This window comes from Acinetobacter calcoaceticus (assembly GCF_051947995.1).
Lineage (GTDB): Bacteria > Pseudomonadota > Gammaproteobacteria > Pseudomonadales > Moraxellaceae > Acinetobacter.
In genome coordinates this window covers 201,065-221,141 of the sequence record NZ_JBLVVH010000005.1, presented here as the reverse complement: position 1 = coordinate 221,141, position 20,077 = coordinate 201,065, and the positions used below count along the sequence as shown (strand labels likewise).

The 20,077-nt window shown below is 39.3% G+C and carries 22 protein-coding genes and 1 pseudogene; 6 read left to right on the top strand and 17 right to left on the bottom strand.

The window, feature by feature from the left end:
* Positions 1–18 precede the first annotated feature (18 nt).
* Positions 19–465, top strand: coding sequence for a GatB/YqeY domain-containing protein (locus ACNQO6_RS11970; RefSeq protein WP_004652784.1), 447 nt, complete (start codon positions 19–21; stop codon positions 463–465).
* Positions 466–544: 79 nt separating this feature from the next.
* Here ACNQO6_RS11970 and ACNQO6_RS11965 read toward each other — a convergent pair whose 3' ends face one another.
* The 6 genes from ACNQO6_RS11965 to ACNQO6_RS11940 all read right to left on the bottom strand — a co-directional run bounded on the left by ACNQO6_RS11965 (position 545) and on the right by ACNQO6_RS11940 (position 5,235).
* The gene (locus ACNQO6_RS11965) at positions 545–904 is read right to left on the bottom strand and encodes a hypothetical protein (RefSeq protein WP_440209094.1); all 360 of its coding nucleotides are present in this window, start codon (positions 902–904) and stop codon (positions 545–547) included.
* Positions 905–944: 40 nt separating this feature from the next.
* Positions 945–1,310 carry a GFA family protein gene (locus ACNQO6_RS11960; RefSeq protein ID WP_343579079.1) on the bottom strand — a complete coding sequence of 122 codons (366 nt, stop codon included), beginning with the start codon at positions 1,308–1,310 and terminating at the stop codon, positions 945–947.
* A 28-nt stretch (positions 1,311–1,338) separates the two neighbouring features.
* A complete protein-coding gene (locus ACNQO6_RS11955; RefSeq protein ID WP_440209137.1) occupies positions 1,339–2,751 on the bottom strand; it encodes a M48 family metalloprotease in 1,413 nt (470 codons plus the stop codon).
* A 155-nt stretch (positions 2,752–2,906) separates the two neighbouring features.
* Positions 2,907–3,494 carry a 1-acyl-sn-glycerol-3-phosphate acyltransferase gene (locus ACNQO6_RS11950; RefSeq protein ID WP_343579077.1) on the bottom strand — a complete coding sequence of 196 codons (588 nt, stop codon included), beginning with the start codon at positions 3,492–3,494 and terminating at the stop codon, positions 2,907–2,909.
* A gap of 111 nt (positions 3,495–3,605) precedes the next feature.
* Positions 3,606–4,571: a 2-hydroxyacid dehydrogenase gene (locus ACNQO6_RS11945; protein WP_440209093.1), complete on the bottom strand. Its 966-nt coding sequence runs from the start codon at positions 4,569–4,571 to the stop codon at positions 3,606–3,608.
* 16 nt (positions 4,572–4,587) lie between these two features.
* On the bottom strand, positions 4,588–5,235 hold the full coding sequence (locus tag ACNQO6_RS11940) for a hypothetical protein (protein WP_440209092.1): 648 nt from the start codon (positions 5,233–5,235) through the stop codon (positions 4,588–4,590).
* A gap of 279 nt (positions 5,236–5,514) precedes the next feature.
* Between ACNQO6_RS11940 and ACNQO6_RS11935 the strand changes: the two genes are divergently transcribed.
* Complete coding sequence (locus ACNQO6_RS11935; protein WP_440209091.1) at positions 5,515–6,615, top strand: MBL fold metallo-hydrolase; 1,101 nt, start codon at positions 5,515–5,517, stop codon at positions 6,613–6,615.
* 157 nt (positions 6,616–6,772) lie between these two features.
* Here the strand turns inward: ACNQO6_RS11935 and ACNQO6_RS11930 are convergent, their stop codons facing one another.
* Entirely contained in the window at positions 6,773–7,369 is a 597-nt protein-coding gene (locus ACNQO6_RS11930; RefSeq protein WP_440209090.1) for an NAD(P)H-dependent oxidoreductase, read from the bottom strand.
* 99 nt (positions 7,370–7,468) lie between these two features.
* Between ACNQO6_RS11930 and ACNQO6_RS11925 the strand changes: the two genes are divergently transcribed.
* Entirely contained in the window at positions 7,469–8,362 is an 894-nt protein-coding gene (locus tag ACNQO6_RS11925) for a LysR family transcriptional regulator (protein ID WP_440209089.1), read from the top strand.
* A 60-nt stretch (positions 8,363–8,422) separates the two neighbouring features.
* Here ACNQO6_RS11925 and ACNQO6_RS11920 read toward each other — a convergent pair.
* The 3 genes and pseudogenes from ACNQO6_RS11920 to ACNQO6_RS11910 form a co-directional block, all read right to left on the bottom strand.
* Positions 8,423–8,536, bottom strand: a pseudogene (locus ACNQO6_RS11920) (alpha/beta hydrolase); the annotation flags it as partial.
* Between the two features lie 98 nt (positions 8,537–8,634).
* Positions 8,635–9,933 carry a Y-family DNA polymerase gene (locus ACNQO6_RS11915; protein WP_440209088.1) on the bottom strand — a complete coding sequence of 433 codons (1,299 nt, stop codon included), beginning with the start codon at positions 9,931–9,933 and terminating at the stop codon, positions 8,635–8,637.
* A gap of 4 nt (positions 9,934–9,937) precedes the next feature.
* Positions 9,938–10,549, bottom strand: a complete 612-nt coding sequence (locus tag ACNQO6_RS11910) for a LexA family protein (protein ID WP_343579070.1) — start codon at positions 10,547–10,549, stop codon at positions 9,938–9,940.
* 292 nt (positions 10,550–10,841) lie between these two features.
* Between ACNQO6_RS11910 and ACNQO6_RS11905 the strand changes: the two genes are divergently transcribed.
* The gene (locus ACNQO6_RS11905; protein WP_343579069.1) at positions 10,842–11,072 is read left to right on the top strand and encodes a hypothetical protein; all 231 of its coding nucleotides are present in this window, start codon (positions 10,842–10,844) and stop codon (positions 11,070–11,072) included.
* Between the two features lie 231 nt (positions 11,073–11,303).
* Here the strand turns inward: ACNQO6_RS11905 and ACNQO6_RS11900 are convergent, their stop codons facing one another.
* The gene (locus tag ACNQO6_RS11900; RefSeq protein WP_440209087.1) at positions 11,304–12,284 is read right to left on the bottom strand and encodes an MBL fold metallo-hydrolase; all 981 of its coding nucleotides are present in this window, start codon (positions 12,282–12,284) and stop codon (positions 11,304–11,306) included.
* Between the two features lie 118 nt (positions 12,285–12,402).
* On the opposite strand from ACNQO6_RS11900, the gene ACNQO6_RS11895 reads away from it, so the two are divergent.
* Positions 12,403–13,335: a LysR family transcriptional regulator gene (locus ACNQO6_RS11895; RefSeq protein ID WP_440209086.1), complete on the top strand. Its 933-nt coding sequence runs from the start codon at positions 12,403–12,405 to the stop codon at positions 13,333–13,335.
* 158 nt (positions 13,336–13,493) lie between these two features.
* Here the strand turns inward: ACNQO6_RS11895 and ACNQO6_RS11890 are convergent, their stop codons facing one another.
* The 6 genes from ACNQO6_RS11890 to ACNQO6_RS11865 form a co-directional block, all read right to left on the bottom strand.
* Positions 13,494–13,721 carry a hypothetical protein gene (locus ACNQO6_RS11890; RefSeq protein ID WP_343579102.1) on the bottom strand — a complete coding sequence of 76 codons (228 nt, stop codon included), beginning with the start codon at positions 13,719–13,721 and terminating at the stop codon, positions 13,494–13,496.
* Between the two features lie 322 nt (positions 13,722–14,043).
* Positions 14,044–14,376, bottom strand: a complete 333-nt coding sequence (locus ACNQO6_RS11885) for a hypothetical protein (RefSeq protein ID WP_440209085.1) — start codon at positions 14,374–14,376, stop codon at positions 14,044–14,046.
* 315 nt (positions 14,377–14,691) lie between these two features.
* The gene (locus ACNQO6_RS11880) at positions 14,692–15,144 is read right to left on the bottom strand and encodes a hypothetical protein (RefSeq protein ID WP_440209084.1); all 453 of its coding nucleotides are present in this window, start codon (positions 15,142–15,144) and stop codon (positions 14,692–14,694) included.
* Positions 15,145–16,177: 1,033 nt separating this feature from the next.
* Complete coding sequence (locus ACNQO6_RS11875; protein WP_004770555.1) at positions 16,178–16,387, bottom strand: hypothetical protein; 210 nt, start codon at positions 16,385–16,387, stop codon at positions 16,178–16,180.
* A 592-nt stretch (positions 16,388–16,979) separates the two neighbouring features.
* Positions 16,980–17,924, bottom strand: a complete 945-nt coding sequence (locus tag ACNQO6_RS11870; protein WP_440209083.1) for a DUF4424 family protein — start codon at positions 17,922–17,924, stop codon at positions 16,980–16,982.
* 190 nt (positions 17,925–18,114) lie between these two features.
* Entirely contained in the window at positions 18,115–18,984 is an 870-nt protein-coding gene (locus ACNQO6_RS11865) for a LysR family transcriptional regulator (RefSeq protein WP_440209082.1), read from the bottom strand.
* A gap of 196 nt (positions 18,985–19,180) precedes the next feature.
* Here ACNQO6_RS11865 and ACNQO6_RS11860 point away from each other — a divergent pair, with 196 nt between their 5' ends.
* Positions 19,181–20,050 carry a DMT family transporter gene (locus ACNQO6_RS11860; RefSeq protein ID WP_440209081.1) on the top strand — a complete coding sequence of 290 codons (870 nt, stop codon included), beginning with the start codon at positions 19,181–19,183 and terminating at the stop codon, positions 20,048–20,050.
* The last annotated feature ends 27 nt before the right edge of the window (positions 20,051–20,077 follow it).

The window sequence follows — 20,077 nt, the reverse complement described above, 5'->3', positions numbered from 1 at the left end:
GATTGACTGCTGAAGACTATGAATACTTTAAAAAACCAGATTACTGACGTGTTAAAAAACTCAATGCGTGCCAAAGATATGGCAACAGTAACGGTGATTCGTGGTGTACAGGCAGCAATTAAGCAAATCGAAGTCGATGAGCGCATAGAGCTTGACGATGCTCAGGTTCTTGCGGTCATTGAAAAGCAAATTAAACAACGTAAAGAATCGATCAAAGCCTTTCAAGGCGCTGGTCGTGATGATTTAGCTAGTAAAGAACAAGCCGAAGTTGAGGTTATTTCTCAATTTCTACCAGAAGCTATGACTGAGGAAGAGCTTGATTCTATCATTGAGCAAACGATTGCTGCTCAAGAAGCTACTAGCATGAAAGATATGGGTAAGGTGATGAATTCTCTACGTCCGATCATAGCCGGGCGTGCCGATCCTGCACAAGTATCTGCTAAAATTAAAGCAAAATTAAGCTAATCTGCTTAATCCCCCCTTTATATAATTTATTCAATTCAAAAATTGGATTCATTGCAACAATGAACCCAAAGCCGCTGTTTTATTTAAAATCACACTGAACATGATATTTTGCGAGCATTTGCATCTCTTTCGATTCTGCAACCTGCTTGATGAGATCGTGTCTGGTCATACTGGCATATTGTGCCGGTAATGATGAGCGATTTTGTTCGATCGCATCCGACATATCCTGAATATAACGCTGATTTATCTGGCAATATTTAGCCTGCTGTTCAGGTGTAAATTGTGACGTTTGGGGATTCAAGCTGCGTAAAAAACTACGGATATTCTGTGCATAGCTACTACGAATTTTATCGACTGCATTTACATATTGCTCAACAGAAGCTGCTGAACTCATCCCCACTGCACTTAATGCACAAATTAAAACTAAAATCTTTTTCATAAATGTTCTAAATGCTCAGCCATTGCTTACGCAGGCCATCTTATCTTAATTCAATAAAATTTGGTTTATGCTCAAGAAAAAATTCTTCCTTCGGTGCAGGGATATCACCTTCCGTCACTGTACCCAGACGTAAACGGATGACATTCGGCAAATCAATACGATAAGAATAAAGCGGACTGGCACAGTTTTGGCAAAATACACGAGCCTTGTTCGGCGTATGAAAATACTCTTTTAGTTGCTCACGTCCGGCAATCAGCTCAAATTTATTTTGCTCAAGCGGACTATTCCAGCCCGCAATAGAACCTTGAGCCTGCTGGCAATGCATGCAATAACATAAGATGCTGTTTTCAATTTCCCCATGATATTGATACTGCACCGCACCGCACAAACATTGCCCTTTAATCATTTTATTTCCTTGATTTTTTAAGTTGTTCCTAGATTTTCATACGCCGCTCATCTTGCATTTGTTTTAGGCGCGAGTCAATTTTAGCCGACATGGCCAGATTTCCTTTTGCCAAGCGCTGGGCATGCAGCATCGATTTAATCGCATTTTCCTCATATCCCGACCAATACTCGGCTTCTGCACGATAGCACAGCACATTAATCGCCTGCAGTGATGAACTCTTATCCAGATTAGTGGCACGCTGCAATAATTGCCAGCCTTCAATATCTCTTTGGTTCTTATGAATAAAACGTTGTACCAAAGCTTGTGCCTGCGCGACCTGTCCTTGACGAATCAACACTTCAGCCAGTTTATAAGACAATGCCCGGTTTTCAGGCATGGTTCTTTGTACTGAAACGATACTGTTACTGGCCTGCTCTATTTTATTTTGCCCCAAATAAATATCCGTCTGGATCAAAGGAATTAACACATGATTTTTTAATCTTGATTTGACCAAATCCAGATTTTCCTGAGCCTGCGTATAATCACCGCGCTCTAAATAGAATTTGCTGAGTGCAAGTTGTGCTGCTGTATTGTTCTGGTTAGCCAGCGCCTGCAACTGGATTTCTGTCGCTTGATTAGACACAACAGAGGTGTACAGTTTTAGGATTTCAAAATCGAGATCGTAAATTTTTGATTTAACTTTCGGCAGTTGATTCGCACGCAACCGCGCTTCGCTCATACGTTCAGTCGTTAAAGGATGAGTAAACCAAAAGTCCGGTAAAAAGCTGACCCGACTGGTCGCACGATGCATGGTTTCAAAATAGTCCGCCATACTTTGCGGATTATAGCCAGCAGCATACATAAACTGCATACCGATACGATCTGCTTCACGCTCCTGGTTACGACTATAACTCAGTTGCTTGTCCATTAATGCGGCTTGGGTTCCCAGCATGACCGCCGAACCGGCATTGCTATCCGCCTGAGATGCAATGGCTGCACCGACAAGAATCCCCGCCAATGCCAGCAAGCCCTGCCCTTTAAATGCCTCTTGTGAACGACTGTAGTGTCGCTGTGCCACATGCGCGATCTCATGCGCCATAACACCCGCAATCTCATCCAGATTTTTTGCAGATGTGATCAACCCTGTATTCAATGCAAATAAGCCACCCGGCACCGCAAAAGCATTAATTTGAGGATCTTTGATAATGACCAAGCCGATCGGCTGTCCCAACTGGGTCTGGCTTAAAATACCCGAGAAAACTTGTAAAAACTGATCTTCCAGCCATGCATCCTGTACGGTTGGCATTTGACGATGTACTTCACGATAAACCTTTTCGCCAATAAATTTTTCTTTTTGCTGGTCGAGTAAACCGATACCGCTGCCAATTTCGGGTACTTCCGTTTGCCCAGCCGTCACCGTGGGTAAAAAGACCTCAGTGTGACTCAGTTGAGTTGTGGCCAGTAAGCCACATGCAAGCAACAACGATCTCAAGGGGTTTCTCTATGATTTTAATAAAGAAATTTAATATAGCATTGAAAAAAGGAGAAATTTGCAACAATGTGTTATAAAAGGCAGAAAAATCCTGCCTTATTTTATGATTTTTGCAAGCAGCCAGATCATTCTGCTGCCATATAACGCTGGTCTACACTGAATTTTTCCGGGAATTTAGCATTAATCTTGGCATAAAAAGCCATGATTTCTGTCATATCCTTTTCATAATCCCCTGTTGGATAAACAATTTTTCCCACACCTGTCTTTTTCTTGGCGTAATCCATATAGGCCAAGGCAATCGGTACACCTGCGGTGGTCGCAACATGATAGAAGCCCGTCTTCCATTGTTCCTGTTTTGCTCGCGTTCCTTCAGGGGTCACCAACATTACCAATTTAGGATGCGTCTTAAACAGATTACTCATGAGCTGAACCATACTCGGGCGCTCCTGACCTTCCTGCTTGACACGACGGTCAATCCCGATTCCCCCCATCGCACGCACAAAAGGGCCAAAGGGTAATTTCATATAACTGTCTTTAATGGTGATACGCACATTGACACCGAGGGCTTTCAAGGCCAGACGTGCATAAAGTGCATCCCAATTACTGGTGTGCGGGGCTGCAATCATGACACATTGATCAATATTCAGATCCCAATGATTGTCTATTTCCCAGCCCATTAACCCTAAACTTTGCTCAGCTAATTTTTCAAACACCAGACACCCCAAGACGAAGTCACAAAGGGCGCAAGTGTAGCAATATCTATCAATTTAGAAAGATCGCCCAGTACAATAATCCAGCGATCAAATGAGAAGCATTGTAAGCAATTATTCGAATTTCGGATTGACCAAATAACGTGGCGTACGGCCTTCTAAGGCCTCAATCAGATTTTGATAAGCAAGATTCACCATCTTTTTACGCGTCTCTGCGGTTGCCGAGCCCAGATGCGGCACAGTCACGGCATTGGGTAAATCGAATAAAGGAGAAGTTTGCAAAGGCTCTTTGGTGTAAACATCCAGACCTGCAGCAAAGATTTTGTTTTGCTGCAAGGCCTCGATCAATGCATTTTCATCGACCACTGAACCACGGGCAATATTAACGAATACCGCATGTTTCTGCATTAAATCGAACTGTTCCGCACCAATCAAGGCTTTAGATTCGGTATTTAAATCAACCGCAACCACAATAAAATCCGACTGTTGTAACAGTTGATCGAGCTCGCGATATTGCGCATTGAAAGCTTGTGCAACTTCAATTTTTTCACGGCGATTATGGTACAGGATATTCATATTGAAGCCATAAAAACCACGACGGGCAATGGCAGCCCCAATATTTCCCAGACCAATAATACCGAGGGTTTTACCAAAAACATCGACTCCAAACTGCTCAGTTGATACAGTCCGTTTCCACTGCCCCTGTTTGGTCCATGCATCCAGATAGGGAATTTGGCGTGCTGCACTCAACAATAAAGTAAAAGCAAGGTCTGCTGTTGTTTCAGTCAATACATGCGGTGTATTCGCCAGCCAGATTTTTTTCTGATTCAGATAATCGACATCGTAGTTGTCATAACCGACCGACACCGTAGAAATCACTTTGAGCTTTTGTGCTGGCGCTAGATTACTTTCATTGAGTAAACGCCCTGCACCAATCATGGCATCGGCATCAGCCACTTCAGTTCGAATTTGTTCATTAATATCACCAAGCTTGGGATTCAGTACCACCACCTGATAATCTTGCTGTAACTGCGTGATAACATCCTGGTCAATCTGGCTAAATACAACGACTTTCTTCATTATTAAATTCCGCTCTTTATTGCATGAGCTGCCACAACCGTCTTTTGAGTAAAGGTTGAGCCAGCATTTCTTCCAAACTCGCTAAATGTAATATATTAGAATGCTGAATAAAGTCTAGTTGACCTAAGCATAATATTTTTTTACTGGTCGCGGTTGCATCCAGAAAGCCTTGAATATATGAAGACAGTCCTCTACTTTCCTGAAAAGCCGCCAGAGGAAATGGCCATTTCAACTCGGCATATTGTCCCAGTTTGGCCTTTTGTATGTTTTGCCATAACTGGCGCTGTGCATCATTGAGCTGACTGCTTTCCAATAAAATGGCACAGTTTTCCAAGACATACATTTGCAATTCAAATGCCTGAATCTGGGCGGTAATAACGATTTGTTCTTTTTCAATAACAGCTTCTTTAACAACAGGTTCTGCAACAACTTTTGTTTGTTGAGGACGTTCAATTTCTGTTATTGAAGTTGTCTGTACAGGTGGGACCGGAATATTCTGAGCAATCGGCGCAGTCTCGAATACAAGACTAGAATCGGGTTGAATATCTTCAACCACTTGATCCCGCCATAGGCTGGGTGCAGTGTTTTTTTGACATACCACTTCCTTAGGAATCCAGACATCTATTCCTAAAGTCGCCAATATGTTTCTCTGCTGCCCGATCATCTTACCTACTCAATGTTTACACTTACAGTCATTTTCGATCCTGTAACATACGATAGTCTAACATAAACCAGCCGCCTCTAAATGGCTTCCTTTTGCTCAATCACGCCGTTACTTACCTAACCCAGTGAATAAATGATGCATCTCATTATTTTAGGCAAAGATTCAATACAGATAGGCAATCTTTCATTCGTCGGCTTTTAGATCATATTTCATCATTTTGTCGCTTTGACTTTTTATTACTGTTGTATCGAATGCTCAAATGAAAGGTTGACTCCATTTATGCTTATTGTTTTTGCGATCGCCGTGATACTGCTTATTGTGAGCAGTTTCATTTATATGCAACAACCCTTATTTGGTAAAGCCCCTTCTGGTCAACGGCTACACGTAGTCGAAAATTCTCCTAATTATCGCCAAGGCCAATTTCGTAATTTAATTGAAAAATCGGGTATGAGTGAAGGTTCCAGTATGGTGGTCGAACTTTACAAGACCTTTATTAAAACCATTCCACATCGCAATCCGGTAGACCCAATCCCTTCGATTAAAACCAATTTAAAAACATTGAATCCTCAACAAGATGTCATGGTCTGGTTTGGACATTCCTCCTTATTCATGCAACTGCATGGTAAAACCTTTTTAATCGATCCTGTCATGAGCGGTAAAGCCTCTCCTTTCCCTTGGGGTACACGTGCCTATAAAGGAACCGATATCTATAGTGTTGAGGATTTACCTGAGATTGATTATTTACTGATTTCACATGATCACTATGATCATCTGGATTATGAAACGGTCCTCAAGCTCAAAGATAAGGTTAAACACGTCATTACCGGTTTAGGAGTCGGAGAACACTTTGAGTATTGGGGCTATCCCAAAGAGAAGCTCATCGAAAGAGATTGGGGTGACCGGATCGAATTTGAGGATGGCATTACGATTATCACTGAAACCACTCATCATGATTCAAGACGTGCATTTGACGGTGGTAAAAATCTCTGGGTTTCTTTCGTGATTCAATCTCCCAGCAAGAATATTTTCTATACAGGTGATGGTGGATATGATGAGCACTTTGCAAAGATTGGCCAGAAATATGGACCATTTGATTGGGCCTTGATGGAAAATGGACAATATGATGCGGCCTGGCGTTCAGTTCATTGTCATCCCGATGAAGTCGCTCAGGCGACAGAAGAACTGAATGCACGCAATATGATTCCTGTGCATCATTCCAAATTTAGCTTAGCCAAACATGCATGGAATGAACCGATTATCCGTATTTCTGAATATTCGAGAACACGCAATTATCGCCTTGCGACGCCGATGATTGGTGAACTGGTTGAACTCGATAATGAGCAGCAAATCTTTCAACAATGGTGGAAAAATATTCGTTAACTAAACCTGTTTTATCCAGCCTCAATTCGATGAGGCTTTTTCATTCAACAAATCTAGCCTTGTGTTTAACAACACCCGGCTTAAGCATAAAAAAATCGGACAATCGTTGGAGTATTGTCCGGTTCCGCCAACAACAGCAGTAAGGGGGCTCAAATATTTACACAGCAACCTGCTGTGCTTGGAGATGTGCATCTTTTAATGCATCTACTCTTAAAGCAGGAATATCCAGACCTTCAGCATATACAAAGCTTACTTCATGAATGCCCATCAAGCCTAAAACCGACTGAAGATAAGGCGTGACTGCATCCGTAACCTGCCCAAGATGAATACCGCCACGACTGCTCATGACAATGGCTTTTACATCTTCGACCAGACCTTGCGGATAAGTTTCGGTATATCTGAAAGTGTGACGGGCACGAGCAACCAGATCAAACCAGTTTTTCAATTGGGTTGGCACATTGAGGTTATACATCGGTGCGCCAATCAACAATAAGTCTGTTGCTTTCAGTTCCGCAATCAACTCATCTGATAACTGAACCACCTGCTGAACCGCTGCACTGACATTTTCGGCGCCACGTAAAGCCTGAAAAATCTCGGCATCCAATACAGGTAAATTTAATGTGGCCAAATCACGAACGATGACCTCATCCTGCACTCCTTTTTCAGCGCGTTCTTTTAAAAATGCATTGATCAAACGGCTGGTCTGTGATTGGTCGCCCATAATGCTTGATTTCAACACCAACACTTTTGCCATGTTTATTCTCCATATCTTTGATGGAGTTATCTTACTATTAGATTCAAATCACCAGTAGTGATAGTATTTCAGTTAATTGGTTCCAAAAATTCTACAATCATGCAAACTGAACTGAGTACGATTTCCATCTTTGTAACGGTGGTCGAGGCAGGAAGCTTTAGTAGCGCCGCTGAACAGCTGCACCTCACCCGTTCAGCGGTAAGCAAAAGCATTGCCCGTCTGGAAGAGCGTTTAAGTGTCTCGCTATTTAAACGCACAACCCGAACCCTGAGCTTAACGGCTGAAGGCACACTTTTTTATGAACATAGTCAGCGTGCTATTGCTGAAATTCATAGTGCAGAAAGTTTGCTAGACCAAGGTAAAATCAATGCAACTGGCTTATTAAGAATTTCTGCTCCAGTCCTGTTTGGACAACTCTATGTTGCCCCGTTAATGGTTGATTTTGCACAACAGCATGCCGATTTACAGATTGAATTGTCATTTAATGACCGAAGAGTTGATTTGGTTGAAGAGGGTTTTGATCTGGTCATCCGGATTGGAAATTTGCCCGATAGTCATCATTTGGTGGCAAGAAAACTAGGTATGCATCGAATGCTACTCTGTGCCACGCCTGAATATCTTCATAAATCAGGCCGCATAAATACGCTAGAGGATTTACAGCAACATAGCACAATCGCCTATTCCTATTCAGGACAGCTGCAAAAATGGCAATTACAGGATGAAGAGCAGCGGCAATACGCGATAAAACCCAGAGCAAAACTCATGATGAATGATATGCAATCGATCAAGGATGCGGTGTTATCCCATTATGGAATTGCCTGGTTACCAGACTGGCTCATCCATACAGAACTGCAAGAGAATAAATTGATTCAGGTCTTGGCAACCTTCTCCAGTATCAATTTCCCCATTCACGTGGTCTGGCCTGCTTTACCCTATATGCCACTTAAAACGCGTTTAGCCATTGACCAGCTTGTGACAACATTCGCTAAATAGTGATAAGCCTGAGATCAGCATAAACCAGATTCCGGTCTGTCTTTCCCGTATCACAACAAGTTAAAGCTGTTCTTGAAAAAATGGGATGACTTTTGCTAATGTCTGAGCAACAGACTGTGGTTGATCGTACAATGCGTAATGCGAGGTATTTTCTAAAACAAGCAGCTCTTTTTTGCTTTGATGCTGCGCCACAGCACTTTACTGAGTCATTAAGCAAACTTAAGCAAAGACATAAATCAGGATAGGACCATAGATTATTCTAAGTAATCCACTTATCCAACTCTTAAAATATCATCCCATCGGGTTAAATAACTTGGAGATTTATGGTTCTGAATCATCCGCCATGCGCGTCCATGTGGCGTAATTAACCGACCCAAAGTCATGGCGTCCCGACCAAATTTTTCATTGATTTCATCAAAGGCCTGTGACAGATGACGTCGGGCAATCAACTCATCGGTATCGTGAAACAGATCGACTGCATGACTACGTTGCGGAATAATATCCAGTAAAATCACTTCGGCTTTTTTATAGCGGTGTCCTGCCTGATAAATCCGCTCTAAACCTTGTTGTACTGCTTTCATAATCTCCAGTCGATCATCACTATAATCAGCCAGATACACCACCGTAAAGGGGCGATAATAATTTTCTTTATGAAAGCGATTAGTACGAATACTGACCCCGACTGCTTTACAAAGTAACTTCTGTTGTCTAAGTCGCTCTACCGCGCGCAAGGTAAATTCAGTTAAAGCGCCACTTAGGCTATTTTTATCTTCAATCGGTTGACCAAAAGAACGGCTACTCAATACTTGCTGACGATCAGCAATCACGTCTTCAATTTCCAGACATGCCATCCCCTGCAATTCTTTTACCGTATTTTCCATGACCACTGAAAAATACTTTCCCATCATTTTCGGATCCGCTTGCAGCAAATCCATGACCGAGTAGATATGCATTTTTTCCAGACGCTGACGGATCTTGCGCCCCACCCCCCATACTTCACCAGCAGGCATATTTCCCAGCAAGCTCTCAATCACACATGGATCTTCAGCCACCATATTACAGACACTATCAAAACAGGCATGCGTTTTGGCTAAGTTATTGGCAAGTTTAGCTTGGGTTTTGGAATAGCCAATGCCGATACAACATGGCAAGCCCAACCAGCTTTTGACGGTATCCAGAATCTGGTGAGCATATTCGGTTAGGTCATAACTATGCTGGTAAGCCGTCAGCTCTAAAAAGCATTCGTCTATCGAATAGATTTCCTGCTCACACGGATCAACAAAGCTTCCCAATATATTCATAAAACGGCGTGACATTTCCGCATACAGGGCATAATTGCTAGAAAAAACCTGAACTTGGTGCTGGCGAATAATGTCCTCAATCTGAAATACGGGTACCGCCATTTTAATACCCAGTTTCTTGGCCTCATAAGAACGGGAAACCACACAGCCGTCGTTATTTGACAGCACCACCACTGGACGATTTTCTAACTTTGGGTTGAACACACGCTCACAACTGACATAACAGTTATTTACATCGATCAAAGCAAAAATACGTTGTGGCAGATTCATCCGCTTATCTCATCGGTTTCAGGTTATAAGTGACAACACCCCAGATCAGGAGTTCTTGGCCTTCGCTAATGTAGATATCCTGATAATCCGGATTCTCGGCTTTTAACCAGACTTTTGGTGGATTGAAGTGGTGATCGATCATTAAACGCTTTACGGTAAAATCATTGTCAATTAACGCAATCACAATATCTCCCGATTTGGCAGACAAACTACGATCCACCACCAGCGGATCATCAATATCAATGCCTGCATCCAGCATTGAAAGCGAGTTTGCCTTAACGATAAAGGTCGAGTTTTCATTACGAATTAAAAACTGATTTAAATCCAGTGCTTGCTCAATATGATCTTGGGCAGGCGATGGAAAACCTGCTGCAACACGTTCCGTGGCAAGCGGAATATGATAAATTCGATCATTATTCGCCTGTACATTTTGTATTTTCAGTGAGGGCGTCAAATCAGAACGTGTCCCTGTTTTGACATTATTCAGTAACCAGTTCTTTATAAAATCGACCTGAGACTCAGGTACACGAATCACTTTTGTTGGCTCACTGAACTGTGCCTTCCGTCCAGCATTGGCTCTGGCACCACCATGTTCAAATTCCGTTTTTTTGGACATACTCCCCCCTTACCCAAGTCTAAAATGCGTTCAAATAATTTAACTTGAAAAAGTTACAAATTCAAGTTGACGTCCAATTAATTTTGCATAACAATAAATCCCATAGATCAGATTTTGGCTTGTTTAGCTTGAACAAGGATGTAGAACAAACCAAATTCATGTTTTAAATGAATAACTTATTGTTTTTTCAATCTATACTCAAAATATTAAGTTATTGATCTGATTCATAAATATATCTGATTTCTTCGCAGTTAGGTTTTATTCAAATATTTTTGATGTGGAGACATGAAAAATGAACAATCAACGTGATGCTATTCTAGGTTATGCAGACGAACAACATGCTTATTTTATTCGTCTGATTGAAAACAACACCGTACTTGGCAATAGCTATGGACTCTTCTGTGAAAATCCGGATAGTGAAAGTGCAGAGAGTATTATGACCACACTTTTCCTGAAGAAATCCTTCTGGTTAAATGGATCAGAATTTAATGATATCGTGAAAGGCCTTAACCCAATTACCTGATCAAGATAAACCTGAGATGATGTTTGATTGAGAAAGAGCTTGGACTCCGCATTTCAACCCGCAAGCTCTTTAAATCAACTTCCGTGCAATACCTGAAATATTGATAAAATAAAAAATAGTTGATGAAGATAGCGATAACTTTTTATGATGCGTAATTACAGAACCCACCTACTTTAAGCGTTGAAGTGGGTTTCCTTATAATAAACAAAATGAAGCTGATTCAGGTAGATCCTACCAAGTACCCCGACGGTGATTAATGACCCAACGATACATGCCCTGAATATTTGGCATTTTCATGATACTAAAACCGATCCAGTTTTGGACCTCAGGACTGAACTTAATATTACGGTAAAGCTGATCCCAAGACTGCCCTGCTCGAACCAAATCCAAAACTTGCTGATGTAAGTCAATAATATAATTACGCAGTGCAAGCTGATCTTCACGAGTTGCTGGGCTATAATGTCCGACATCAATAAAATCAACATCCTGTTGAATTACCCAATTTAGAGTATCAATCCACCCTGTATAATAAAAATCTAAAAAGTCATTGTAAGGCATACTTTTGCTTTCACATACATCGGTACATTGCAATGCTTTATATTTAGGGAAAAGAACCATCACCATACTATCTGAATGGCTTGGTGCAACATAATGCAATAAAACCTCCTCACCGCCCAAGCTAATTTTCATATCCTGGTCAAAAACGCGATCTGGCAATGCGGTTGGCAACTTCTCCCCAACAATAGGTTCAATACTACGCTGATTAGCAACAATGGTTGCACCAGCAGCTTTAAAAACTTGGCCACCACTAATATGATCAGCATGTGCATGGGTATAAACGACATATTTAACTGGCACATTAAAGCGCGTCTTGATTTCATCTTTTAGCCAGGTCGACGTACAGGTCATTGCAGGATCAATTACCAATGCCCCCTCTTTGGTAATCAATACTAAACCGCTATGTACTGCCAGACCTGCACCTGTGGTATGTCGATAAAGATTACCTTTTACCTGCGTTAAACTTCTTGGATTATCAGGACAAGATGCCGCCGTAAAATCATCTAAGACTGCACGATTTTGATAAATAGATTGATCTAGTGGAATACCATTATCTTTGGCAAAAACCGAACTCAACGATAATGACATCCAGAATGCTAAAAAAAACTTCTTCCCTAAAAAGAACCTAATCCATTGATTTTTAATTACACTCACACTTCAAAACTCTGCCGCCTTCCTCGCCATCAATCTAACAAGTTACGCACACCAACAAAACCTGCAAATCCTACAATATACTGTCCTGAAATTAGCAACAATAAAGGGTTGAGGAAGCATGGAAAAACTTGATGATCTTTTATTATTTGCTGAAGTGGTTGAGCATGCCGGCTTTTCCTCAGCAGCACGTCATCTCGGGATACAACGCTCTAAACTCAGCCGACATATTGCCGAACTTGAAAATAGAATAGGTGTTCGTTTATTCCATAGAAACACCAGAAATGTTGTGCTTACACCAGCCGGGGAAGAAGTCTATATTCATGCCAAGGCACTCAAACAATCAGCACAAAATGCCTTTGCGATTGCAACAGACCTTGCGGGCGATCCAAAAGGAACCTTGAGAATCGGGTGCTCCTCCACGTTCGCACAAGAAGCGTTAATCCCGATTCTTCATTTATTTTTGCGCGAATATCCCAAGATCAACATTATCATCAATACATCTGATCAGCATATTGATTTAATCAGTACACAAGTCGATCTTGTTTTTAGAATTTCGTCTAGACAACTGGTTGATTCCAGTTTAGTTATTCGCCCAGTCTGCACTTTACCCATGCGACTTGTTGCAAGTAAAAACTACATGAAGCATAAAGAAAAAATCAAACATCCCGATGAACTCAAGACATTACATTTTATTGCGCTTAGTGTACAACAGGGCCTATTTGCTAAAGACTTTTTTAATAAGGAAGATCATGATGCATGGACATTAAAACTGGAACCCTATATTCGCTGCGGAAATATGTCTGTACTGAAATCGGCTGTTCTACAGGATTTAGGCGTAGCAATTCTCCCACGCTATTTATGTAGCCATGAATTGGCCTCAGGCCAACTGGTAGAGGTCTTTAGTTCTGAGAGTCAATGGCTACTACACGATTCACTTGTGAATGTACTCCTTCCGACCCGACAACATTTATTATTGGCAACCCGACTTTTTTTAGACTTTGCTATCCCCTTACTACGGGAATATTTAAACCCGATACCTCAGGGGGAATAAGACGAATTAAATTTAAAAAAATATTTACAACGCAAAACTACTTCATCAACTCATTTGATAAATATTCATTCATGGCTCCTGCGAACATAAGTCGTGTCCAAATATAGATAGATGCTCAGATTAAGCTCAGCATCTATTTTAAAATCTCACTGAAATTCCTATACAAATCTTTTATCATCTACAGGCGCAACAAGTTTATAAATTTTTCCATCTGCTTCATTTTCAAACAGCCAGTCAATATTGGGATGAATAATATGCCCTTCGACCTCAATATGTTCGACACGTTTAAAAAACGGAATATCCTGATCTTCGAGATCATTTAACTGGGCCACGACAATAGACTCGTTTTCTTCTTGATCTTTTACAATGACTGTAATTTTATCAATCTTATCCATAACAGTTCTCCCAATCATCTTGTTGATAGGACTATGGGAAATTTTCTATAAATTGTCGATCAAATGGTTGTAACAAGAGTTATAAGTATTATAGTTTTATTTTTTACAACGCTAAGCCATTGAAGTTAACGCCAAAATCATAGTTCTTGTTAATATTGGGTTAACCGTCGAGTTACAATCAAAAGAACAAACGTTTCAAAATAATTCTGGGAATCTCTTGGTATTGAGAATGACCTCTGCTGGCTTTCCGGTCTCCTTCTTCACTCTTGCGTACAGTCATTGCTGATAAATTCCTTGGAGATATGCCCCTCAGCTATTTGCTTGCGACTTCCTCAGTAACATTTTTAACTTTGGCTTTTTCTATAAGGGGTTGCTGCTGACTTTGTTCCACCTCTTTTTTTAGCTCAAGATACTCGCGGGCATCGTCTCTACGGTGAATTCCGCCTAATTTTAAAGCTTGCGTGTCTACCTCATCATTGATATTGGCTTTTTTCACAGATTGCTTAAGCAGCGAATCTTTAGTTTTATCACTTGATACAGGCGTATTTGTCACAGGCTCTTGATTCGGCAATTTCGCAAAAGCATCAGCAGCTAAAGTAACTGCTGATGACATAAATATAATCCCCAAACATAACGTCTTTTTCATTCTCAAGCCCCAATGATTTTTAATTTTAGTGATGAATATTATCATGTTATGTTGTATCTATTGGCATAAAATTTAGCTTAATCTTTGCATAAATCTTACCTTCGCCTATCTTCACTCATCAGGTGTGGCAATAACAGCAAAAATAGAAGCATCTCTTTTCACTCGCCTCAGCCCAACAAAAACCCCTCCAGCTTATCAGACATATTTTTATTATTTGCTATCATGATCCAAGCCATTTATTTTTATAATATTTACAGCTAAAAACCAGATGATTCAGTTTAATCAGTTCAAGCGATCTCCTGCTTATGCAGGAAATTAGATATTCTTGATTTCCTCTGCAAAGTCATCGCTTCTAAAGTAGGAGATAATTCTTTCTCCACTATGCTCATTTCGTATATCAAGAACAGCATCCGGATCACTTTGGAACGTAAATTCTGGCGGAATATCTGCATGAAGCGGTGCAAGGCGTTTCACGCCACCTTCAGTAATTTTTTCAATAAAACCCGCCAGCCATAACACAAATTCATCTTTATGCTTGTAGCTTGGGATCAAACTGATATCCAGGGTCATGCGCCGATCCTTGACAGGTTCTTCAAAACCATCAACAAAATCAATATAGTTATAAATTAACTTTAGATCTGTATCGACAAGTTCTTTACGGATCTGTTTAATGATGAAATTTAGACAATCTTGTTTATTATCGGTAAACCTATCATTTTCCATAAATTTCCTGTAAATATTTTCAGAAATTCGCAAATATTGAGGCATTTTTATTTCCTTAACACGCCAGCTGTTAATCTTATTTTGAAATAAAAACTATTTTTTATTTGTAAGGATTGATACCTTAGATGTAATTAATGTGAGTGTTCTGCAACCTCTACATATTTTTTAACATCCTTCTCAACTTGCTCTTCGAATTACTGATTCCCGCGCATCAAGCTAAATACAATGACCATACCACAAGACCTGAGGGTGATTGAAAATAAGCGAGAAAAATTTAAATCGATAAATATAATTCAATATTTGAATTTCAAAGCCATGCCAGCAATATAAATATTTTACATATGATTATAATAAAAATTAAAATCTTGTCATTTATATTTTTTTAATACAACAAGAATTTCACATCACACCCTCCTTTACCCATTCATTTTTTATAATATCTAGTCACTTTTAAAACATCTACACTCACCAAAAATTTTATAAACCAGATACGCTGGAGCATCCAAGGGGTAAACCTGAGAATCTTTAAAATAAAAGATTAAGCCATTATCCAACACTGTCAAGATTTTATTCTTGATTTTCAATATTACACCAACTTTTATTAAGCCATGCAACTTACCCGCAACGACCTCATAGTGATAAAAGGAGACCAGCTGTCCTAATTTCAAGCTATCAGGATTAAACCTTTTATATTTTCTGCATTTCTTACAAATCCATTTAATCATAAAGTACACACTATAAAACAAGAGCCATCATTATATAAAATATGAAATTAAAAAATTAACATTAAAAACAATATCGTTTAACACTTAAGGAATTTAATAAAAATAAATAATCTCTAAAAACAAAAAATATTTTTTATTTAACACTCACTTTACAACAACTTAAAAAATAAAATTTACCAGAAATTAAAACCCAAAATCACGAAATCATCTTTTACTTAAAAAATATAACAACAACGCCATGTAAATTATGAGTCTTTTAAAACCATAAAATTGAACATACAATAAAAAAATCCATGACCTTATAATCATGGATTTTTTATATGATCGAGATGAGGAATATCTCAACAACTTAACTACAGTTCCTCTATGAATCTATAGATACGCCCATCTTTTGGATTCTCATAAAGAAGTTCCATATTGGGCAAAAGAATCTCTCCTTCAATTTCAATGTGTTCTATTCTTTTGAATAAAGGAATTTCCTGATCATTCGCCTTACGAATTAAGGCAACGGCTATGTTTTCAGCCTCGAATTGATCCTTTACTTTGATTTTTATATTGTTCATCAAATAACTCCATTTTTAAAATTGCAAAAAGCGCAATAAATTAGAAAGATGTAATTGCCTAAAAAGCTAAAGGCATTGCAAAAAGTTAAAATAAAACTAGCTGTGCTTTGCAAATTTTGTTGATCCCACCAAGTCATTTATTCGAAATCAATATAGATACAAAAACAATTCATAAAAATGCATTGCACTCATCGGTATCTAAAATATTCCTCGATAATGAAAATAATGATTCAGGATCAACGGCACTAAACATAAAAAATGACGAATCCCAACAACAGTAAATAATGCTTTATCTATTCATTGGATTGTGTGTAAGCAAAATTCTTGCACTCCTCCCTGTGAATAAAATAATACGCCAAGTAGATTCCTTTGTTAGGTTTGCAAGCGAATATCGCAAATAAATATAAAGTTTGTCGATCAAAGGGTTGTAACTAAAAATGTAGATATGTTTTTAAATATTAAAAAACAACAAGTTAAAAATTAAAAATAATAAATTAAAACCTAATGCAACCGAAAAAATATGTGATAAACATCACTATTAAAGAATAAAAAAGGTGTATATTCAAATTCTATTTCATACAATCATAAACACCTATTTCACACTCACAAAGATAATGTCCAGATCATTTTGGGGAATGAAATTATGCTTGATCATCTGGAATCGGATTGGGCTGATCTTCTCCACTTTGCCTTGCCAACAAAAAGACACCAGCTCGTTTTTATCACGTTCAATGGTCAGTTTAAAATTTTCAATCGGCCTGGCCCAGTTTGCGCCTGTGGTCAGGATATAGCTCAAGGCACTGAATGGTGAATGTTCTGCACTGGCTTTTTTCAACCCCTGCTTAAATGCTTTATCCATACAAAATTGCGGGTTATATTCCTCTGGATAGAGCGAGACAGAACCACCCACCAACGGTTTATATTCATGATAGATTTTAGTCAAACTGTTGGTTTTAAAGGTCTGCTTCCAGCTATAGATCACTTGAGATGACCACGGTATTACATCATCTTTGTTGAAGCTCGCCAGAATTTTCTGTATCTGTGGCTGCTTACATTGTCTCAATTTATCTTGATAGTATTCAACATCATCGTTATTTCTAGCCCAAGGGTTGAGCATATCGGTCTGACTAAAGCCACATTGTTGAAATGCCTCTGTGCTATCTATCAGCGGCGACTTATCATCTCTTTGAATAAAGGTACGCACATGCATTTCAGGTTTTATATTTTGACCATCAACAATAATCTTAAAACTTTTTAACAGTGCTTCGGTATGGGCAAAATCCGCTTCAAAGGAATTATCGATACGTGGTAAGGGAAATAATACGGTTTCAGTAATATCGTGCTTACTTAAATTTTTATAAACATAATTAACCTTGATCAGCTTTTTGCTAATAAACAAATCTTCACTTTGCATCGCTATCTGCGCGTTTTTAAGATACTGAATGCCGCCTGTGCCAACATAGCCCGTAGAATCATTGGCTAGACTAAAGGTCGATAATGAAGCTAAACAGACCCAAACCACTGTCATTTTTTTCATTTTAACTGCTCTCACGGAACTTGTTATTATGAGATTTTCATTTATTAGAAATCATAGCGGTTATAACGCCACAATGTGAAATTTTTATTGGGATGGGTGTAAGAAAAGTATTTATTTAGAGCGAGTAATAGCCTTCTCACCGATTAAAGTACTAAAGAAACAGGTCTATTTAAATCCCGATATCCGAATTCTAGATCGATATAGCGTGTCTAAGCGTTTTAACCAAAAGATCATTTAAGTGATCTACAGCTTTTGAGTCACGAGAAGCATGGCTTCGATAAACCGCGACCTCCATTGGCTCTAAAGGGCCCAGCCCATGTTCTGCCCCAAGAATTTCTAAATGCTGTGGAGCACTACATTGAGTAAAAACAGCAATCGCCAAGCCACTTTCAACAGCAGCAATTTGTCCAACCAGACTTGAACTACTGTAAACCACACGATAACGGCGCCCTTGCAAGGCAAGAGAGTTGATTGCACTCTTTTTAGCTGAACTGGTACTTTCATATACTGCAATAGGGACTGGATCTTCACGCCAAAGCTCAAACTGTGGAGACCCTACCCAAACCATTGGTTCATGAAATAATAAATTACCTTGACGCTTGCCATCTCTGGAAATTAAAGCCAGATCAATATCACCACTTTCTATACGAGGAATTAAGGAGGTAGATTGTTCACAAATGAGTTCAATTTCAACACCACTATAACGAGGTGCAAATCGTTTCAATACAGGGGTCAGATATTTCACAGCATAATCATCCGGAACCCCTAAACGTATACGCCCAGTTAATTCTTCCCCATGAAATGCCATCAGAGCTTCATTATGCAAATCTAATATTCGCCGTGCGTATCCTAATAGCATCTGCCCCTGAGGGGTGAGCTCTATCTGTCTATGGGTTCTGATCAATAGCTGACATTGCACAGCCTCTTCTAATTTTTTCAATTGCATGCTGATCGCGGATTGCGATCGATACAGCTCAGGAGCCGCATTTGAGAGTGAACCACTATCAATCACCGTAACAAAACACTTTAACCAGTCTATTTGTAAGTTCTTTAAATTCATGGCAAATCTTCTATTTGATTTTCGAATAGTATATTGAAGAATTATGCGCTTTTCATTATTTCATAATATGACAATACTTACCTTATTCAACAGGCCGTCACATTGATTTGAAGGCTTTTTACGATAATTTTTTATCATCATTTTTTATTTTAAAATTTAATAATTCCTTATAAATTAAATGACTAGGAGTGGTTCCATGCATCTCAATAAAAGTACACTTACTGCACAAAGTGCAACTTCAGGATTTGTTCTATTATGGGGCTGTGCTGCGATCTTTACTCGTTGGGGGCTTGATAACGCATCACCAATCGCTTTATTAATTTTACGATTTTCAACTGCTTTAATAGTCATCTTCTTACTTGCTCTCTATAGAAAAAAATTATTGCCTAGACATGGGAGTCGCAAACAAGTGTTATTCACTGGACTTCTCATTATTGCGGGCTATTCGATCTGTTATTTTCAAGCAATGGCACATGGTGTTACACCAGGTTTAATTGCGACTATTTTAGGAATTCAGCCAATTCTAACGCTATGCATCATGGAGAAAAATATACAAAAAATACGCTTGCTAGGTTTATGTATCTCTTTAGCAGGCCTGACTCTTCTGGTCTGGAAAAGCTTGTCTATGTCTTTGATTGCGCCAATTGGGATTTTATTTGCGCTGGCCGCGCTGCTCTGCATGACTTTTGGTGCCATCATGCAGAAGAAGATTCAACACGCACCTACAGAAGTATTACCCTTACAATATGCAATCAGCCTTGTCGTCTGCTTGATCTTTATTCCATTTGAACATTTTGAAATTCACTGGAACTCACAACTTGTTATCTCTGTTCTTTTTCTTGGAGTTTTGATTTCTGTTGTTGCCCAACTTTTATTGTATAAGCTACTAAGTCAGGGAAATATTGTAAATGTGACAAGCTTGTTCTACTTAGTTCCTGTCGTGACTGCATTACTCGACTTTTTAATTTTAGGCAATAAACTGCCCATAGCAGGTCTTATTGGCATGTTCTCAATTTTATTAGGCTTGTTGTTGGTGTTTAGAAAAGAATATGACATTCAACGTTAAAATGATGACACCTTTTCACCCGACATC

What these genes read in the sequence shown, in the direction of transcription:
- ACNQO6_RS11930 (WP_440209090.1), bottom strand. Translation starts at nt 7,369, where the DNA reads ATGGCAAAAGTGTTGGTGTTGAAATCAAGCATTATGGGCGACCAATCA.
- ACNQO6_RS11945 (WP_440209093.1), bottom strand. Translation starts at nt 4,571, where the DNA reads ATGAAGAAAGTCGTTGTATTTAGCCAGATTGACCAGGATGTTATCACG.
- ACNQO6_RS11965 (WP_440209094.1), bottom strand. Translation starts at nt 904, where the DNA reads ATGAAAAAGATTTTAGTTTTAATTTGTGCATTAAGTGCAGTGGGGATG.
- ACNQO6_RS11870 (WP_440209083.1), bottom strand. Translation starts at nt 17,924, where the DNA reads ATGAAAAAAATGACAGTGGTTTGGGTCTGTTTAGCTTCATTATCGACC.
- ACNQO6_RS11895 (WP_440209086.1), top strand. Translation starts at nt 12,403, where the DNA reads ATGGAAAAACTTGATGATCTTTTATTATTTGCTGAAGTGGTTGAGCAT.
- ACNQO6_RS11875 (WP_004770555.1), bottom strand. Translation starts at nt 16,387, where the DNA reads ATGAACAATATAAAAATCAAAGTAAAGGATCAATTCGAGGCTGAAAAC.
- ACNQO6_RS11960 (WP_343579079.1), bottom strand. Translation starts at nt 1,310, where the DNA reads ATGATTAAAGGGCAATGTTTGTGCGGTGCGGTGCAGTATCAATATCAT.
- ACNQO6_RS11925 (WP_440209089.1), top strand. Translation starts at nt 7,469, where the DNA reads ATGCAAACTGAACTGAGTACGATTTCCATCTTTGTAACGGTGGTCGAG.
- ACNQO6_RS11865 (WP_440209082.1), bottom strand. Translation starts at nt 18,984, where the DNA reads ATGAATTTAAAGAACTTACAAATAGACTGGTTAAAGTGTTTTGTTACG.
- ACNQO6_RS11860 (WP_440209081.1), top strand. Translation starts at nt 19,181, where the DNA reads ATGCATCTCAATAAAAGTACACTTACTGCACAAAGTGCAACTTCAGGA.
- ACNQO6_RS11885 (WP_440209085.1), bottom strand. Translation starts at nt 14,376, where the DNA reads ATGAAAAAGACGTTATGTTTGGGGATTATATTTATGTCATCAGCAGTT.
- ACNQO6_RS11940 (WP_440209092.1), bottom strand. Translation starts at nt 5,235, where the DNA reads ATGATCGGGCAGCAGAGAAACATATTGGCGACTTTAGGAATAGATGTC.
- ACNQO6_RS11910 (WP_343579070.1), bottom strand. Translation starts at nt 10,549, where the DNA reads ATGTCCAAAAAAACGGAATTTGAACATGGTGGTGCCAGAGCCAATGCT.
- ACNQO6_RS11970 (WP_004652784.1), top strand. Translation starts at nt 19, where the DNA reads ATGAATACTTTAAAAAACCAGATTACTGACGTGTTAAAAAACTCAATG.
- ACNQO6_RS11915 (WP_440209088.1), bottom strand. Translation starts at nt 9,933, where the DNA reads ATGAATCTGCCACAACGTATTTTTGCTTTGATCGATGTAAATAACTGT.
- ACNQO6_RS11935 (WP_440209091.1), top strand. Translation starts at nt 5,515, where the DNA reads ATGCTTATTGTTTTTGCGATCGCCGTGATACTGCTTATTGTGAGCAGT.
- ACNQO6_RS11905 (WP_343579069.1), top strand. Translation starts at nt 10,842, where the DNA reads ATGAACAATCAACGTGATGCTATTCTAGGTTATGCAGACGAACAACAT.
- ACNQO6_RS11880 (WP_440209084.1), bottom strand. Translation starts at nt 15,144, where the DNA reads ATGCCTCAATATTTGCGAATTTCTGAAAATATTTACAGGAAATTTATG.